This window comes from Tumebacillus sp. BK434, from assembly GCF_004340785.1.
Taxonomy (GTDB): domain Bacteria; phylum Bacillota; class Bacilli; order Tumebacillales; family Tumebacillaceae; genus Tumebacillus_A.
Genome location: NZ_SLXS01000003.1, coordinates 487,449 through 503,962 on the forward strand (window position 1 = coordinate 487,449; position 16,514 = coordinate 503,962).

Sequence of the window (16,514 nt, forward strand, 5' to 3'; positions counted from 1 at the left end):
CGACCCCGCTTTATGTTGTGATCGGTTGTTGCCGGCGCTTCCCGTACGCCCAGTGGTTGGTCGGGCCGTGCCCGGCCCCGAGGCCGAGCGTGTCTTGGATCGCGGCGGTGATGAACGCCTTCGCCGTGGCGACCGCGTCATGCACCGAGCGGCCTTTAGCCAGTTCGGATGTGATCGCCGCCGAAAAGGTGCAGCCGGTGCCATGCGTGTGTTGGGTCTCATGGCGCGGGGAGACGAATTCGGCGAACGTTTCGCCGTCAAACAGAATGTCGAGCGCATCGCCGTCGAGGTGTCCGCCTTTGACGACGACATAGCGCGTGCCGAAGCTGTGGATGTGGCGGGCTGCTTCTTTCATCTCGTCGACCGTGCGGATCGTGCGGCCGGTGAGCACTTCCGCTTCCGGCAGGTTCGGCGTGATCACGGCGGCGAGCGGCAGCAGGTGCCGGATCAGCGCTTGCTGTGAATCCTGTTGAAGCAAACGCGCGCCGCCTTTGGCGACCATCACCGGGTCGACGACGAGGTTCTGGATGCGGTTGGCTTGGATGCGCTGCGCCACCGTCTCGATGATCGGCGCCTGGGACAGCATGCCGGTCTTGACAGCATCGACGCCGATGTCAGATGCGACAGCGTCGATCTGCTGGGCGATCGCCTCCAAGGGCAAGTTGTAAATGCCGTGCACGCCAAGCGTGTTTTGCGCGGTGATCGCCGTGAGCGCGCTCATGCCGTACACACCGAGCACGGTAAACGTCTTCAAGTCGGCTTGAATCCCGGCGCCGCCACCGGAATCGCTGCCTGCGATTGTAAGAGCACGAGATACAGTCATTCTCTGATCCCCTCCATTCAGTGCTGTCTCCATTTTACCAAGCGAGGAGCAAAGTTCCCAGTTGCATTTTGCATAGGGATGCTGTATCATAGCAATTGTTCTTCTTCAACGGAACGCGCTTCAACAACACATCATGTGCCCTTAGTGTATCGGATATCACGGTGGCCTCCGGAGCCGCAGAGGCAGGTTCGACTCCTGCAGGGCACGCCATAATCGCTTGTCAGAGACTTCCTACGACGTAGGAAGTCTTTTTTGTTTTCCTCCCCTTTTCCTGAAACTTCCTGTCAAAAACAGCGTCTATCTAAGTAATAGGAAAACACCCCCAAGGAGGACTCCCCCATGAAGAAGCCGATCATCGCAGGGTTGCTCGCCGCCGCGCTGACTGCCGCTCTGCTTGCCACAGGCGCCCACGCCGGCAGCCCGGACGCGCCGAATTTGCTGCCTGGTGTCTGGGACTATGTGCAGGAACACCGCCTCGCCGATCTGCCCGATCCCAACGAGCCGCTGGAACTGGTGCAGGCGTACGGCAACACGCCGGCCGGCAGCGACAAGGTCGATTTTTACCGCGCGCTCGTCGTGAAGTATCCGGACAGCCGCCACGCCCATCAAGGGCTGGCCAACTCGCTGCAGGCGCAGCTGGCAGCAGGCGGGCACGGTGATCCGCAGCTGTTGAACAAGGAGATCTTCCACGCCTATCTCGCCGCATCGAAGATCGCGCAGCAATTCGGCAAGACGATGTACATCGACGGCGTCCGGCAGTACGGCCAGGCGGCCGGGCTGACCGAGCAGGCGCAAGCGTGGTTCGATCAGCTGCTGGCGAAAGATACGCACAACTGGCAGGTCAACATGAACTACGCCGAGCTCGCCAAAGCGCAGAACTCCCCGCTCGCGGAGGTCTTCTATAAGAAAGCGATGCAGTCGCGCCCGGAAGGCAACCTGGACGCGCATGTCGGCCTCGCCGAATATCTGCTCGACCGCGGGCGCTATGACGAAGCGTTCGCCGTCAACCTGCTGCCGCACGAAGACAGCCGCTATCTCGATTTCCTGCACGGCTATGCCTTGGAAAAAATGGGCCGGGGCTTTGCGGCCGTCTCCTACTACTATGCGGCGCAGGAGTTCTCTTCCGCCTTCCCGTTCCCGACCTGCTATGCGGTCAAAGGGAGTCCCTATCAGACCGGCATCTACTTTGCCGACTAACCGTCTCTTCGCGAAAGAAAGCCGCCTTGCCGCTGATCCGGCCCAGGCGGCTTTTGCTGTTGGCTGGCTGCTCAAACTAAAAAACCCCTCAACTCTGAGGGGTCTGCAGAAACAGCTGTTGGATTTCGTCTTGCGGCACGGGGCGCGAGTACAGGTAGCCTTGGGCATCGTCACAGCCGTGCGCCTTCAAGAAGTCTTGCTGCGCCTCTGTCTCCACGCCTTCTGCCGTCACTTTCAGGCGGAGGTTGTGGGCCATGAGCAGGATCGTCGTGACGATCGACCGGTCGTTCTCATCCGTCTCGATGTCGCTGACGAAGGAACGGTCGATTTTCAAGCGGTCGATCGGGAACTTCTTGAGGTAGCTGAGCGAGCTGTAGCCGGTGCCAAAATCGTCGATGCCGATCTGGACGCCGAGGCTCTTCAGCTTTTCCAGCGTTTGGAGCGACTGTTCGAGGTCCATCGTCATGCTCTCTGTGATCTCCAGCTCCAAATCGGCCGGATCGAGCCCGGTCTCCGCCAAGACGCCGGCCACCGTGTCGAACAAGTCTTCGCGGCGGAACTGGCGCATCGAGAGGTTGACGCCCATGCGCAGCTTCGGCAGGCCGAGCTCTTGCCAGCGCTTGTTGGTCTGGCAGGCGGTGCGCAAGACCCACTCGCCAAGCGGGACGATCAGCCCCGTCTCTTCGGCCAGCGGGATGAAGCGAAACGGCGGCACCAGTCCCAGCTCCGGATGCTGCCAGCGCACCAGCGCTTCCACCCCTTCGATCCGCATCGTCTCCAAGTTGATCTGCGGCTGGTACCACAGCACGAACTCATCGCGCTCCAGCGCCTTGCGCAGATCGGTCTCAAGCAGCATCCGCTCATACGCTTTCGTGTCCATCGACGGGTCGTACAGGCAGAACGAGTTGCCGTGCTCCTTGGCGCGGTACATCGCCGTGTCGGCGTTGCGCAGCATCGAGACGGCATCTTGCGCTTCACACGGGTAGAGCGCCACGCCGACCGATGCGGTCAGCCGCACTTCGTGCCCGAGCAGCAGCAGCGGCTGCTCGATCAGGCTGCACAACTCCTGCGCCCGCGTTTCAACGTCATTGATCGTGTCGAGCCGCGGGAAGATCAGCGTATACTCATCGCCGCCCAAGCGCGCCGCCACCACATCGCCACCGAACGCGGCGGTCAGCCGCTCGCCGAGCGCTTTGATCATCTTGTCGCCAAAAATATGGCCCAGCGAGTCGTTATACGTCTTGAAACGGTCGAGGTCGAGCAGCATGATCGCGACGTAATACTCCTGATCCTGCGCCTCTTGGATCGCCCGGTTCAGCACGTCGAACGCCATGCGGCGGTTCGGCATCCCGGTCAGGTCATCGTGATAGGCCATCGAGGAGATCGCGCGCTCAGCCTGCTTTTTTTCCGTGATGTCCTGTGCGATTACATAGACGCCGCTCACTCGCTCTTCGGTGACGATCGGCACGAGGATGACCATCATCTCCACGCGGTGCCCCGCCTTGTGCAGGATCGAGATCTCCGCTTGTTGCGGCTCGCGGGCCAGCACGCGAGGGTACAGCCTTTCGATTTTCGCCACATCTTCCGGCACGACAAACGTCAACACGTTCATCTGCAGCAGCTGCTTCGACGAATAGCCGAGCAGTTGCTCCGCCTTTGGGTTGACTTCGATAAAAGCACCGCTCACATCCACGGTAAAGATCGCTTCCGGGTTGTGGTCAAACAGCGACTTGTAGCGGCGTTCGCTGTCGTCGAGGCGGTTCTGGTTGCTGACCACGCGCCGCTCCACCACCGCCGTGACGATGACGACGCCAAGCAGCAGCAAGGTCACCCCGCCGATCGTGTAGGCGAGCAGCAGGTTGTCCAGCGCGGTCTCCACTTCCAGCGCCTGCTCGTTCGAATGCGTGAACATGACGGCCGCCATGCCCGTATAGTGCATCCCGGAGATCGCGCCGCCCATCAGCAGGGCGCTAAACAACTTCCGCCAGGCGCCGCTGCGGCTATTCCCCTCTACGCGCAGGCGGTAGATGATCGAAAGCGCCGCGAACGACGCGCCGACGGCGACCAGCACCGAAGCGGCGACCAGCAGCGGATCAAACACCATGTGCGCCTGCATCTGCATCGCATACATCCCCGTGTAATGCATCGCCGAAATACCTGCGCCCATCAGCAGCGAGCCGAAGAGCAGCTCTTTCAGCTGCAGGCGCGGGCGGCTGACCAGATACAGCGCCAGCCCTGACGCGACGACGGCCGGCAGCACCGACAGGATGACCAGCCAGAGCCGGTAGGTGACCTGCACTTCCAATTCAAATGCCAGCATGGCGACAAAATGCATCGACCAGATGCCAAGCCCCAGCGCAGTCGCACCCCCGACCTGCCAAAGCCTGCGCGCCATGCCTTTCGCTTCCGTCACGCGGCTGCCCAGATTGATCGCCGTGTACGAAGCGAGCACGGCGATCAGAATCGACAGTGCGACTGTCGCCGTGTGATACTCCCCCCAAATGACATGCATCGATCCTTCTCTCCCTTGTCTCCCCCGAGACCGCTGTCCGGTTACCGGGAAGGAATCCCGAGCAGCGCCGGCAGCGCATTTGTTTCCATAATAGTATCGGACATCGCAAACTCCCATTTGCCCCGCTGGTACTCTTCGATGCGGCAGGCGGACCGCTCCGTCTGCCGTCCCGTCTTGCGGTCGAAACACGTCCCCGTTTCATAATCGCCGCGCCTGCCCCCGATGAAAAACACATCGTCCGTCACATACGTCCCCTGATCGGTATCATGGCGGAACGCCGCATAGCCCTGCGTGGCGTTGAGCAGATCTTGTCCGAAATCATACATCTTGCGCAGCTCCGCCAACCTTGTCCCCCGACAAGTCGGGCTCGCCACGCCCGTACTACTTGTAGAGATCGGCCATGTGATCGCTCAGCACGCCCATCTGGCGCAGCACTGTATCGTCGTTGTACAGGTTCTGAAAGACATCTTTGCCTTCCGCCTGCACGGTGGACCAAACGTTGGCCGATAAGACGGAAAGTCTCACTGTTACCACCACTGTAGCATGAAATGCACGCTTTTTAAATGAGTGCGCCGATTTCCAATTTTTCTGATGATGGTGCTGCCACTTGCGGATGGCGAGCCAGGGAGAGCAGCGCCAAGAAAGCGCCGGACAGCAAGAGCAGCACGCACAGCGTGGTTGAGGACAAGACATCATCCATACGGAAAGATCGGGAACTGGCATTGTTACTTTACTTTATAATCATTTTCAAAATCGAACGATTGTCTACTTACAACAAACGTGTTATCATCTTCTCGTAACATTATAGTACCCATTAATAATAGGAGGTGTTTTACTATGAAAAAGCTGTTCAGCATCCTGCTGGCAGCGGCGCTGCTGCTTCCTCCGGCCGGCATGGAATGGAACGGCAGCCCAGCCATCGCCGCCGGGGACAAGAAGTTTCAGCCCGGGGTGGAAGCGTTCATCCAAGGCACGTACTTAGGTCACGCCAACGAACTTCCGGACCCGAACGAGTCCCTCGAAGTGCTCCAGACCTACCTGAGTGCCAAAGGTTCGCCGAAAGAGCTCGACACGTTCAAGGGACTGGTGAACAAGTTCCCCGACTCCCGCCACGCCCACGTCGGCCTCGCCATGGCCTACTACAACGAATTTTCCGCGAAAAAAGACAAAAAATTCGCCAAACTCGCACTGGAGCACGAGTTGAAAGCGGCGGAGATCGCCTTGTCCTACGGCAATGTGCTCTACACCGCCTGGGTCAAGCAGATGGCGCTCGACGCCGGCACGCCGGAAGCGGCCGTCGGTCTGTTTGACAAAGTGCTGGCTGCTCAGCCCGACCACTATTTTACCAACCTGCACAGAGCGGAAATGCTGAACGCGATGGGCAAGCAGGCGGACGCAGAAGCTTCCTTTAAGAAAGCGATCGACGTGCGCGAAGCGGGCAACATCGACGCGCATGCCGCGTATGCAGAGTTCCTGATCACCGCCGGGCGCTATGAAGAGGCGCTGGTGAACACGATTCTGATCGGCGAAAATGCCTACTACATCGACTTCCTGCACGGCTATGCGCTGGAGAAGCTCGGCAAAGGCGCAGCAGCCCAAGCCTCATACACCAAATTCACCGAGTTCTCGCAAGCGTTCCCGGCTCCGGCCAAGTTCAAGATCGACGGCTCCGCGTACCAAGCGGGCATCGCGTTCGAGCAGTCGAAGAGCGCTGCGAAGAGCGGGGACAACACTGTGAATGCGGTGATCGGGCCGGAAGTGGTCGCCGCTTCGACCAACCTGTCTTGGGCGATCACCTGTGAAGCGGGCGGCGAGTCGGTCGGCGGCATGCGCATGGTCGGCTGGTCGATCCGTCAGCGCGTCAACCGCGGCTCGACCAAAGTCGGCGGTGTGACCTGCCTGAGCGTCACCAACGCCGGTTCGACGATGGATGCGAAATACGGCGATGTCATCTGCCAGTCCAAGCAATACTCCGGTGTCAGCTGTGACACGTCCGACAACGTCACCAAGTGCACCAACACCAACGTCCGCACCGCCACGACCAACCAAGTGGCGTTCGACGTCTACAACGGCTTGGTGCCAGACCCGTACACCGGCTACTGCCCGACCGGCACGCGCAGCAGCACCACGTACTGCTCGGCGACCTGCACCGGTGCGACCAACAACACAACCTCCTTTACCACGCAGACACCGCACTCGTTCCTCTCTTATTCTCATGCACCGCTCTGGGGTTGTGCGATCACGGCAGGCGCTGTCTGTGGCAACGGCGGCAGCGACAACTATTTTGACTACAACAACGCCAACAACTAACGCTTGACCGGGGGGGCTTCTGCCCCCTTTCCTACATAAGGAGTGATAACATGCAGAAAAAATGGCTGGCCCCCGTTTTGATCGTGATCGGACTTTTCCTCACCCTGCAATCGATCGTCTTGGTGATGACTTTATTTAAAATGAACGATTTAGAAAAAGCGCTCCCGGCGCTGGCCCAGCAAGCGCAGCAGGCGGCCGTGCCGGAGGACGAAGCAAACGTCGACAAACCGGGTGCCCAGACCGCCCCGACTCCGGTGGAAACGGAAGGCTTTCCGGAGCGCGGCCCGGCCGATGCGCCGGTGACGATCGTCGAGTTTACCGATTTTGAGTGCACGTTCTGCAAAGCGGTGCAGCCGACGATTCAGCAAGTGGTCGAGAAATACGACGGCCAGATCCGCCACGTCTTCCGCAACTACCCGATCGGCGCGATCCACGCCGGTGCCGTCGACGCCGCGCTGGCCGGCCTTTGCGCCAACGACCAGCAGCAATTCTGGGACTACCATGACCAACTGTTCGCCAAAGCTAACGACAGCGGCTCCCTGACCAAACCCCTGCTCAAGCAGACCGCAGCCGACCTCGGCCTCAACACCGCCGATTTCAACGCCTGCTTCGACAGCAAAAAGCACCTCGATGCCATCCAAAAAGACTTCGAAGCCGGCAACGCTTACACCGTCACCGGCACCCCGACCTTCTTCATCAACAACCGCATCGTGACCGGCGCCCAGCCGCTGGAAGTGTTCACAGAGATTATTGAAGAAGAGCTGGCCAAAGCGAAGAAAAGCTAAAAGGGACCCCGTGGGGTCCCTTTTGTTATGCCGAAGCGTACAGCTTACTCATCACCAAAATCTACATTGTGGTAGACTTGCTGCACATCGTCGAGGTCTTCTAACGCGTCGATCAGCTTGCGGAAAGATACTTCTGCGTCTCCCTCAAGCGTCACTTCGTTTTGCGGAAGCATGGTCAGTTCGGCCACTGTGAATTCCGCAATTCCTGCGTTTTTCAATGCTTCTTGTACAGCGTGGAATTGATCCGGTTCGGCGTAGACAATGACTTGCTCGTCTTCCGCCACAATGTCACGCACGTCCAAGTCTGCTTCCATTAAGGTCTCCAGCACTTCCTCTTCCGATTTCCCTGCGAGACCGATAACTGCCACAGAATCAAACATATACGCAACCGATCCGCTCACGCCCAAGTTGCCGTTGTTTTTCTTGAAAGCGCTCCGGACATCAGAGAACGTACGATTGACGTTATTGGTCAGCGCATCGATGATCAGCATTGCACCGTTCGGCCCGAAACCTTCATAGCGCAGTTCATCATAGGTCTCATCCGAGCCGCCTTTTGCCTTTTCCAAGGCACGATCGATGATCGCTCTCGGCACATTGTAGGTCTTGGCGCGTTCCAACACCGCTTTTAACGCTGCGTTGGACTCAGGATTCGGATCGCCTTTTTTCGCCGCTACAAAAATCTCGATCCCAAACTTGGCGTACGTACGAGTCTTCGCCGCGTCATTCTTCGCTTTGCCCTCTTTAATATTGTTCCACTTACGACCCATTCGTCCCACTCTCTTTCAAAATACTAGGAATATTGATGCTTATGTCCGACAACTCGTCACTTTTTACATTATACCTTATCACACGATTATCAATCAATTCTCTGTGTATGACACGGCTTACCAGATAGAACCCCTACACCCGCCCCAACAAAAAAGCTGCCGGGTCTCCCCGACAGCTTCTTCTGCCTTTCCATCCAATCTACTTTTTTACCACCTTCGGAATCGCGTCCCCACGCACCAGCAGGTCGTTCATCTTCAGCTCCCACTTCGCCCGCTCGAATCCAGGCCGGCACGTTTCGATTGGCAGCAGCGCGCCTGCATTTGTACGGTCGTAGCAGGCACCGTGCTCGAAGATGCCGTCCTGGCTGGCCAGATAAAACAGCCGGTCGGTCGCGAACGTGTTCGGGTTGGTGTACTGGCGGAAGGCCGAGAAGCTCTCCTCCGGCTTCATGTTCACCAGATCCTGCCCGAAGTAGAACACTTTGTTCTTATCGATGCCTAGCATGTTGATCAGCGTCGGGAACAAGTCCATCTGCCCGCCCGGGATGTTGTACGTGCCCGCTTCCTGACCTCCGGGGAGGCGGATGAAGAGCGGCACTTTCTTCTGCTCGTGGTAGATGTAATCGTCCACCTCTTTGCCGATGCCTTCGTACTTCCCGATCTCGTACTTGCTGAGACCGTTGGCGAAATGGTCACCGTACACCACGAACAGCGAGTTGTCAAGGATGCCCAGCTCTTTCAGCTTATCCATGTACGCCCCCAGCTCCTTGTCCGCATAGTGCTGCGCGTGCAAGTAGTTGGTGAACAGCTCGCTGTACTGCCCTTCCGGAATCTCCAGCTCTTTTTCCTGCTCCGGAATCTTGTAATCGGTATGCCCGGACAACGTGATGTAAAACGCCATGAACGGATTCTGCTGCTCCTTCAAAACGTCCAGCGACTGGTTGTACAGCGTGCGGTCGGACGGCCCCCAGCCGATGATGTCATCTTGCTTGAAGAAACTCTCCGAATAAAACTTGTCAAACCCTTCCGCCTGGTACATCACGTCGCGGTTGTAGAAATCCGGCTTGTAGGTGTGGAACACATACGACGCGCTGTAACCGCTTTCTTTCAACAAAATCGGCAGCGAACGGTAGGTGTTATCCGCTTCCTGCTTATAGATCGCGCCCGCTTCGGCCGGGTACAGCGAGTTCAGCGTCATGAACTCGGCGTCCGACGTGTTGCCCGTCCCGACTTCCACGAGGTAGTTGTCAAAATACATCGCTTCCTGGATCAGCTTGTTCATGTGCGGCGTCACTTCCTGGCCGTTCACCTTGCTGTTGATCAGGAAATACTGCAACGCTTCCATCTGCACGATGATCAGGTTCTTGCCTTTCGCCACGCCTTGCAGTTTCGGCGTCGGCTCCTGACGGCGCTTGTCCATCCAGGCGCGCAGCTCATTCAGGTCTTGCTCCTTCAGCTGCTGGTCACTGCCCCCGCCAAAATACTGGTAGGCGTCGACCGCGTGATAGCTCAAGATGCCCATGTGGCGCACCATCACGTTGTTCGTGTACATCTCCGTGTACGCCGGTTTGCCGTACACGTTGACCAGCCCGGCCGACTGCACGACGAGCAGCACCGCGCTGCCGACGATCAACAGCGCCGCGTGGCTCAGACGCTGCGAAAACATCGGCCCCTGCACGATCAAAAGCCTGCTGCCGTAGATGAGCAAAAGCGGAATCAACAGCACGAAATCGACGATCAAAAACAGATCCCACGCCGAGAACAGATTCTTGATCTCATTGGTCACCGTGCCGAGTTGCCCGGCCGTCTCCAGCATCGGCAACGGGATGACCCGGCTGTAGTTGCGGAAGAAAAACAGGTCGGCCAAGAGGATGAAGCTCACCGCCAGATCGACGACGATCAGCGCCCCAAAGCGCACATATTTCGGCAATAACACAAAAAGACCGGTCAACAGGAACAAGCCTGCCAGCGCCGCCACCCACTGCAGCGGGGACCCGATGCCCAGGCCAATCCAGTAGTCCAGAAACATCATTTTCATCAGCAGAAACCCGTTAAAATAGAGCAGATCACGATGGTGACAGGCAAATCCTATCAAGCGTCCCCACAAGCTGTTTCTCTCGCTGTACATAGTCCGCGATCGGCCCCCTCTCTCCCTTTATCTTTTCAAAAAACCATTCGTGCAAAGATCGGTCGCGACTGGAAAATTATACTACTATATAGTTGTTGTATTAAGCAACTGTCGAACATTATGAAATATCTCATACCACATCGCCTGCGTCAACTTGCCGGTAAAAGTATTTTGCTGGCTCGGATGGTAGGACGCAACCAATGCCGGCCTGCCATCGTCAAACGTATAACAAGCGCCGTGCGCAAAGGTCAGCCCTTTGACATCGTGCCCTTCTTCCTTCATGAAGCTCTTATAATTGTCAAACGCGATCTTGCCAAGCGCCAGCACCACCCGCTTTTCTGTCAGCAGGCGCAGCTCCTCCGTAAAGAACGGGCGGCAGGACTGAATCTCGTTTGCAGTCGGCTTGTTCTGTGGCGGGGCGCAGCGGACGATGTTGTTGATGTAGGCATCGACCAGTTGCAGCGCATCCTCGCGGTGCGTGGCATCTGGCGAGGTGGCAAAGCCAAACTCGTGCAAAGCCCCGTACAGCCATCTGCCCGACTCGTCTCCCGTAAACACGCGCCCCGTGCGGTTCGCGCCATGCGCGCCCGGTGCGAGCCCGAGGATGATCAGCCGGGCCTTGGGATCGCCAAATCCAGGCACCGGGCGGCCCCAGTACGTCTCTGCTTTGTATTTCGCCTTCTTGACCTCCGCGACTTCCTGACACCACTCGCGCAGGCGAGGGCAGGCTTCGCAGGAGATGATGCGTTCGGTCAACTCTTGTAAATTCATCATTTCCCTCTCCCCTTTTGCCCCATTATACAGGAAAAAATGCAGCCGCCCTCGAATTGAATCATTACCTTAATTTATTAGTAGGAGGATTCAAAAGATGAACAAAAATCAACTTCTCAAAGGAGCGCTCGCCCTCGGCTTGCTGCTGCCTTTCGCCAGCGCTCCCGTGCCCGTACAGGCAGCATCCGCTCCCGTAGCCATCCACCTCAACGGCGCCGTGCTGAACACCGACCAGGCGGCTTTTAATGAGAACGGGACGGTCTACGTTCCGGTGCGCCACGTGATCGAAGCGCTCGGCGGCGAAGTGAAGTGGGACAACGCCAGCCAAAAAGCGACAGCCACGATCAATGGCACCACGATCACTTTTGAGATCGGCACGGCCACCGTGCGCGTCGGGGAAGAGATCCTCGACATGAATGGCCAAGCGCGCCTCGTCCATGACCGTACGATGGTACCGGTGCGTTTTGTCGGCGAAGCGGTCGGCGGCGAAGTGCAGTGGGACGGCGCGAAAAAGGTCGTCATCGTCGACACCCGCTCCCGCCCGCTCTTCGATGCGATCCGCGCCGGCAACGTTCCGAAAGTCGCCGGCCTCCTCAAGAGCGGCATGAACCCGAACGTCACCCAGAAACAAAAATCGCCCCTGTTCGTCGCGGTCGAAGCCGGCGAACTGGAGATCGCCCGCCTGTTGCTGGCCCAGCCGGGCATCGACCCGTACGGTTCGCCGGACAGCCACACTCCGCTGCATGAAGCGGTGACCCGCAGCGACATCGCCGCGATCTCCCTGCTGCTCGAAGGCGTCAAGCATCCGAGTTTCGAGCAAAAAGTCGTGCAGGAATCGGCGCTCTACACCGCCGTCGTCCGCGGCCGTCACGAAGCGGCCAAGACCTTGCTGCAGCACGGCGTCAACCCGAACATTCCGAACATCATCGAGCAGTTCCGCAACACCCCGGACTACGCGCCGCAAAATGACCTGTTGATCCATGCGGCTATCCAAAACAACGCCGATCTGGTCGCCGCCCTGCTCGCCGCCGGTGCCGGGCCGAACGTGCACCTCGACGGTGACCTGGCCTCCGCGCTGCATTTTGCGGCGATCAACAACTATGACCGCGTCATCCGCGAGCTGCTCACCGCCGGTGCCGACCCGAACATCGCCCCGCACAGCGGCTGGACCCCGCTGATGGTCGCAGCCGAGCGCGGCCATACGGCAGCGGTGAAAGCGCTCGTCGAACTTGGCGCCCCGCTCGATGTCAAAAACGAACTCGGCGCAAACGCCTACCTGATCGCCAAAACGCACGGCAACGAAGCGACGATGCAATTGCTGGCCGACGCAGGCGCCGACACCGCCTACAGCCCCAAGCTGAGCGACGATGCCGTCCATTTCCGCAAGCATACGACCCACTTCACCGACGCTGACACCGAGTTGATGCGCAACGCCTACATCGGCCAGACCGGCAACGTGAAGGCACTGCTCGCCCAAGGGGCCGACCCGAACGTCGTGAACATCCAGGGTACGGCGATCAACTATGCGTCCGGCTACACCGAGACGGTGCAAGCGATCCTCTCCGCTCCGTCGTTCCATGAGGCGCAGAGCAAGAACAGCGCTTTGAACGTCGCGATCGACACCAAAAACACCGAGCTTGCGAACAGCCTGCTCCAAGCTGGCGCCAAAACGGACTACAAAACGTACAACCTCGCGCTGAACACCGCACCCGACCTGCTGGATGCCCTCTTCAAAAGCGGCATGGACCCTGATGAGCCGCTGTACGACACCAAGAACTACGGCCTGACCCTCGCCGCGATGTGGGGGCAAAGCGACATCGTCCTCGTTTTCCTCGCCAACAAGGCCAACCCGAACCTGGCGAACGAGGAAGGCAAAACGCCGCTCAGCTACGCGATCCTACGCGGTGACACGATCAACGCCGGCCACCTGCTCAAATACGGCGCCGACGTCAACCATGCTGACGACAACGGCCACACCCCGCTCTACTACGCGGTCGGACGCAGCGATGTGGCAGCCGTCAACCTGCTGCTCAGCAGCAAGGCGACAGTCACCCAAGCCATCCGAGATCTGGCCAAAGAAAAAACCAATCAGGACATCATCGAAGCGCTGAAATAGTAGGAACAACAGCTGTCAGTCATTCTGCGCGCAAAAATAGCAGCTCAAAGGGGGAACCGTATGCACCGCCGCATTCGCGAAGATCTGATCCGCTATCAGCAGGCGCACCGGCATCCGATCAACCAGATTCTGCACTATGCCGCCTTTCTTGCCGCTTTCCTCGGCTGGATCTGGCTCTTGCTCGACTGGCGCGTGACGCTGGTGCTGGCGGTGCTGCATTACGCCCTCTCTTGGATCGGCCATTTCGGGTATGAAAAGAATCAGCCCGGGTCGATCCGGGCGCCATGGCTCGGTTTTTACGCCGGGTTCCTCTGGTTCTTCCTGAAGACGCTGGAATTGCTCCTCTGCCGCAAATTCCTTCCAGCGTAAAACGCGCACCCGCGACGCAGACTACTCATACGACTCTGCCAGGAGGTGCCTGCTGATGGAAGAACGACTGCCCGACCTGAATGACCAGCCGCGCAAAGACCCGAAGATCTTCGTGATTCTCGGCTGGGTCTTCACCGCGCTGACCCTGTTCGTCATGCCGTTCATCTTCGGCCCCGCCGCGATCGTCATGGGGGCGATCGCAATCAAGCGGGGCTCGAAGTCCAACGGCATCTGGATCATCGTGCTCTCCGCCCTGTTCCTGCTGCTTTATGTGCTCGTCACCGTCTTTGCCATCTCGTTTCTGATGAACATGCCGACAGCGCCATAAGCGGTTCTGCATGTTTCTGAGCGGGCATAGGTCTCTTACAGGAGGTGCACGCTCATGGAAACTGAAACTGGATTGGAACGAACCCCGCAGCAACCTGTGAAAAAGGACGCGACCGTCTTTCTCGTCCTCGGGTGGGTGTTTACGGCGCTGACCCTGTTTGTCCTGCCGTATATCTTCGGCCCGCTCGCCATCATCTTTGGCGCGCTGGCGATCAAGCGCGGCGCGAAGACACAAGGCATCATCATCATCGTTCTCTCCGCGCTGTTTTTGGTGCTGGCGCTTGTGGTCGGCGCCATTCTCGCCGCGCTCTTGATGGGCGGCGGCATGTAAGCATTCGCACCTCTCCCCGGCTGGGCGCATAGGCTAGTAGCAGCCCAACGCTGTGAGGGAGGTGTCAGATCGTGAGCACGAACTTTCTGCAAGAGGGCTGGGCGGAAAACCGTCCGGTCCGTTTTGTATCCGCCGGTCTCACTCCGCTAACGCTGGCCGGCATGTATGTGCTGATCCGCGGCTATGATCCCAAAGGCGGCCCGTTGCTGCTCGCCCGGCACAAGCAGGTGCTCGATACCATTCCCGGCATGAGCGGCCACAGCGCGCTGCGCCTCGTGCATTTTGTGGAAGTAGCGCCCGATCTGCCGGTCGATACGGTCAAAAGCGTCCAAGACGTGCTGAAACGGGCACTGCGCGTGCGCACGCCCGGCATGGTCGTCAACGCGCCCGTCGTGCCGCTCGAAGCCAAGAGCCCCGTCTATCCGATCGTGCCGGCCTGGCATGAAGGACTGCTCGCCGGCTACCTCGACATCGGCCCGATGCCGGTGCGGACGGGGAACGCCTTCCAGTGCATCCGCGGCATCGACAAAGCGACCGGCAAGATCGTGCCGGTGCCGGGCCAGAAGCTGATCTTCGACTCGCTGCCGTCCAATCCGAACTACAGCCCGGTGCGCCGCCTGCATTATGTGCGCGTGCCGGAAGCGGTGGAGCCCGATGCCCTGCGCAGCGTCGAACAGATCGTCGAACGCCGTCTGGCGGTGCGCCCGACCACGATGTTTCTTAATGCGCCGATTCCCGACGCGTAAACAAAAACCACGTCTCGCATCAGCGAAACGTGGTTTTCGTCTATTCGGATGTACGGGTGTTCGTGTTGCAAGTTCTCCCAAACATGGGAACGCTTTCATTACGCCTGCACGGACACGATCGCCGCCAGTTTCTCCACCGCTTGCTCCGCATCGGGCCCGTCGGCGCGAATGATCACGTTGGAGCCGCTGGAGATCGCCAGCGACATGATGCCCATGATGCTCTTCGCATTGACCGCCTTCCCCGCTTTCTCCACGTAGATCTCACAGGTAAAGCGGTTCGCTTCTTGCACGAACAATGCGGCCGGGCGGGCGTGCAAGCCCGCGGGCAATCCCACGGTTACCGTTTTCTCTGCCACCTTCAGGCCCTCCTCGCTGCTCATTTTTTGTTAGTATACCCTGTTTTCGCCTTTTCTGCCAGCTCATCGAGCTTGCGCAGACGGTGATTGACACCCGACTTCGAGACTTTGCCGGGCAGCATTTCGCCAAGCTCCTTCAGGTTGATGTCGGGGAACTGTAGGCGCAGTTCGGCCACTTCGCGCAGGCGCGGCGGCAGGTTGACGAGGCCGACGACCCGTTCGAGCAGCTTGATGTTTTCGATCTGCCGGACGGAAGCTTCGATCGTCTTGTTCAGGTTGGCCGTCTCGCAGTTGACGAGCCGGTTGACCTGGTTGCGCATGCCTTTGACGATACGGATGTCTTCGAATTTCAACAGCGCCTGGTGTGCCCCGATGATGTTCAGGAACTCGATGATCTTCTCGACTTCCTTCAGGTAGACGACGTATGATTTCTTGCGGTCGATCAGCTTGGCGTTCAAATCGTATTCATTGACCAGTTCGAGCAGGGCGGCCGAGTGGTCATAGTCGTTCGAAGCGATCTCCAAGTGATAGGACGAGCCTTCCGGGTCGTTCACGCTGCCCCCGGCGAGAAACACGCCGCGCAGGTAGGATCGCTTGCAGCAGCTCTTCTTGATCAGGCTCGGGTTGATCCCGGCCACGAAGGTCAAGTTGTCTGCTGCGATGCACAGCTCCTGCAGGATCTCGCGGACTTGGAACGGCACACGCATCATGTAGACGTTGTTTTTCTTCAGGCGCATCTTCTTGCGCACGAGAATCTCCGCGTGCACGCCGAACAGCTCTTTGAGCAAGGTGTACATCCGGCGGGCAATTGCGGCGTTTTCGGTCGTCACGTCGAGCGAAAAGCGTTTGCCGGAGATCAGCACCGTGCCGTTCATGCGGATCAGGGCGGCCAGCTCTGCCCGTTTGCAGCAGGGTTTGAGATCGAGCTGGGTCAGTTCTTTTTTGGTGCGGGCAGCAAAAGACATCAGGTGTCCAC

At 58.8% G+C, this 16,514-nt stretch carries 18 protein-coding genes and 1 tRNA gene; 9 read left to right on the forward strand and 10 right to left on the reverse strand.

The features are described 5' to 3' along the window. Window positions 1–10: 10 nt before the first annotated feature. Window positions 11–823: a bifunctional hydroxymethylpyrimidine kinase/phosphomethylpyrimidine kinase gene (gene thiD, locus EV586_RS10595; protein ID WP_132945061.1), complete on the reverse strand. Its 813-nt coding sequence runs from the start codon at window positions 821–823 to the stop codon at window positions 11–13. 135 nt (window positions 824–958) lie between these two features. Between thiD and EV586_RS10600 the strand changes: the two genes are divergently transcribed. Both EV586_RS10600 and EV586_RS10605 read left to right on the forward strand, forming a co-directional pair. Further along, window positions 959–1,033 (forward strand) — tRNA-Arg (locus EV586_RS10600). A 129-nt stretch (window positions 1,034–1,162) separates the two neighbouring features. Then, window positions 1,163–2,020: a hypothetical protein gene (locus EV586_RS10605; protein ID WP_132945062.1), complete on the forward strand. Its 858-nt coding sequence runs from the start codon at window positions 1,163–1,165 to the stop codon at window positions 2,018–2,020. An 88-nt stretch (window positions 2,021–2,108) separates the two neighbouring features. Here EV586_RS10605 and EV586_RS10610 read toward each other — a convergent pair whose 3' ends face one another. From EV586_RS10610 to EV586_RS21610, 4 genes are read right to left on the reverse strand one after another with little or no spacing between them, the layout of a single operon-like run. Continuing rightward, window positions 2,109–4,532: an EAL domain-containing protein gene (locus EV586_RS10610; RefSeq protein ID WP_165898520.1), complete on the reverse strand. Its 2,424-nt coding sequence runs from the start codon at window positions 4,530–4,532 to the stop codon at window positions 2,109–2,111. A 41-nt stretch (window positions 4,533–4,573) separates the two neighbouring features. Beyond that, on the reverse strand, window positions 4,574–4,858 hold the full coding sequence (locus tag EV586_RS10615) for a hypothetical protein (protein WP_165898521.1): 285 nt from the start codon (window positions 4,856–4,858) through the stop codon (window positions 4,574–4,576). A gap of 55 nt (window positions 4,859–4,913) precedes the next feature. Further along, window positions 4,914–5,057 (reverse strand): hypothetical protein, encoded by a 144-nt coding sequence (locus tag EV586_RS21100; RefSeq protein ID WP_165898522.1) that lies wholly within the window; start codon window positions 5,055–5,057, stop codon window positions 4,914–4,916. 34 nt (window positions 5,058–5,091) lie between these two features. Beyond that, a complete protein-coding gene (locus tag EV586_RS21610; protein ID WP_279388288.1) occupies window positions 5,092–5,220 on the reverse strand; it encodes a hypothetical protein in 129 nt (42 codons plus the stop codon). A gap of 149 nt (window positions 5,221–5,369) precedes the next feature. Between EV586_RS21610 and EV586_RS10620 the strand changes: the two genes are divergently transcribed. Continuing rightward, on the forward strand, window positions 5,370–6,842 hold the full coding sequence (locus EV586_RS10620; protein ID WP_132945065.1) for a tetratricopeptide repeat protein: 1,473 nt from the start codon (window positions 5,370–5,372) through the stop codon (window positions 6,840–6,842). A 50-nt stretch (window positions 6,843–6,892) separates the two neighbouring features. Continuing rightward, complete coding sequence (locus EV586_RS10625) at window positions 6,893–7,627, forward strand: DsbA family protein (RefSeq protein ID WP_132945066.1); 735 nt, start codon at window positions 6,893–6,895, stop codon at window positions 7,625–7,627. Between the two features lie 44 nt (window positions 7,628–7,671). Here the strand turns inward: EV586_RS10625 and EV586_RS10630 are convergent, their stop codons facing one another. From EV586_RS10630 to EV586_RS10640, 3 genes are all read right to left on the reverse strand, one after another. Continuing rightward, on the reverse strand, window positions 7,672–8,394 hold the full coding sequence (locus tag EV586_RS10630) for a YebC/PmpR family DNA-binding transcriptional regulator (RefSeq protein WP_132945067.1): 723 nt from the start codon (window positions 8,392–8,394) through the stop codon (window positions 7,672–7,674). A 199-nt stretch (window positions 8,395–8,593) separates the two neighbouring features. Continuing rightward, window positions 8,594–10,432, reverse strand: a complete 1,839-nt coding sequence (locus tag EV586_RS10635; protein ID WP_165898523.1) for an LTA synthase family protein — start codon at window positions 10,430–10,432, stop codon at window positions 8,594–8,596. Window positions 10,433–10,606: 174 nt separating this feature from the next. Then, a complete protein-coding gene (locus EV586_RS10640) occupies window positions 10,607–11,293 on the reverse strand; it encodes a uracil-DNA glycosylase (RefSeq protein ID WP_207893885.1) in 687 nt (228 codons plus the stop codon). A 97-nt stretch (window positions 11,294–11,390) separates the two neighbouring features. On the opposite strand from EV586_RS10640, the gene EV586_RS10645 reads away from it, so the two are divergent. The 5 genes from EV586_RS10645 (at window position 11,391) to EV586_RS10665 (ending at window position 15,182) form a co-directional block, all read left to right on the forward strand. Next, window positions 11,391–13,409, forward strand: coding sequence for an ankyrin repeat domain-containing protein (locus tag EV586_RS10645; RefSeq protein WP_132945070.1), 2,019 nt, complete (start codon window positions 11,391–11,393; stop codon window positions 13,407–13,409). Between the two features lie 60 nt (window positions 13,410–13,469). Further along, window positions 13,470–13,778 carry an Mpo1-like protein gene (locus EV586_RS10650; protein WP_132945071.1) on the forward strand — a complete coding sequence of 103 codons (309 nt, stop codon included), beginning with the start codon at window positions 13,470–13,472 and terminating at the stop codon, window positions 13,776–13,778. Window positions 13,779–13,833: 55 nt separating this feature from the next. Then, a complete protein-coding gene (locus EV586_RS10655; protein ID WP_132945072.1) occupies window positions 13,834–14,106 on the forward strand; it encodes a hypothetical protein in 273 nt (90 codons plus the stop codon). Window positions 14,107–14,160: 54 nt separating this feature from the next. Further along, the gene (locus EV586_RS10660; RefSeq protein WP_132945073.1) at window positions 14,161–14,436 is read left to right on the forward strand and encodes a hypothetical protein; all 276 of its coding nucleotides are present in this window, start codon (window positions 14,161–14,163) and stop codon (window positions 14,434–14,436) included. Window positions 14,437–14,507: 71 nt separating this feature from the next. Beyond that, complete coding sequence (locus EV586_RS10665; protein WP_132945074.1) at window positions 14,508–15,182, forward strand: hypothetical protein; 675 nt, start codon at window positions 14,508–14,510, stop codon at window positions 15,180–15,182. A gap of 98 nt (window positions 15,183–15,280) precedes the next feature. Here EV586_RS10665 and EV586_RS10670 read toward each other — a convergent pair whose 3' ends face one another. Together EV586_RS10670 and whiA are read right to left on the reverse strand one after the other, a co-directional pair. Beyond that, window positions 15,281–15,538 (reverse strand): HPr family phosphocarrier protein, encoded by a 258-nt coding sequence (locus tag EV586_RS10670; RefSeq protein ID WP_243653009.1) that lies wholly within the window; start codon window positions 15,536–15,538, stop codon window positions 15,281–15,283. A 20-nt stretch (window positions 15,539–15,558) separates the two neighbouring features. Continuing rightward, the gene (gene whiA / locus EV586_RS10675; RefSeq protein ID WP_132945076.1) at window positions 15,559–16,503 is read right to left on the reverse strand and encodes a DNA-binding protein WhiA; all 945 of its coding nucleotides are present in this window, start codon (window positions 16,501–16,503) and stop codon (window positions 15,559–15,561) included. Window positions 16,504–16,514: the final 11 nt, after the last annotated feature.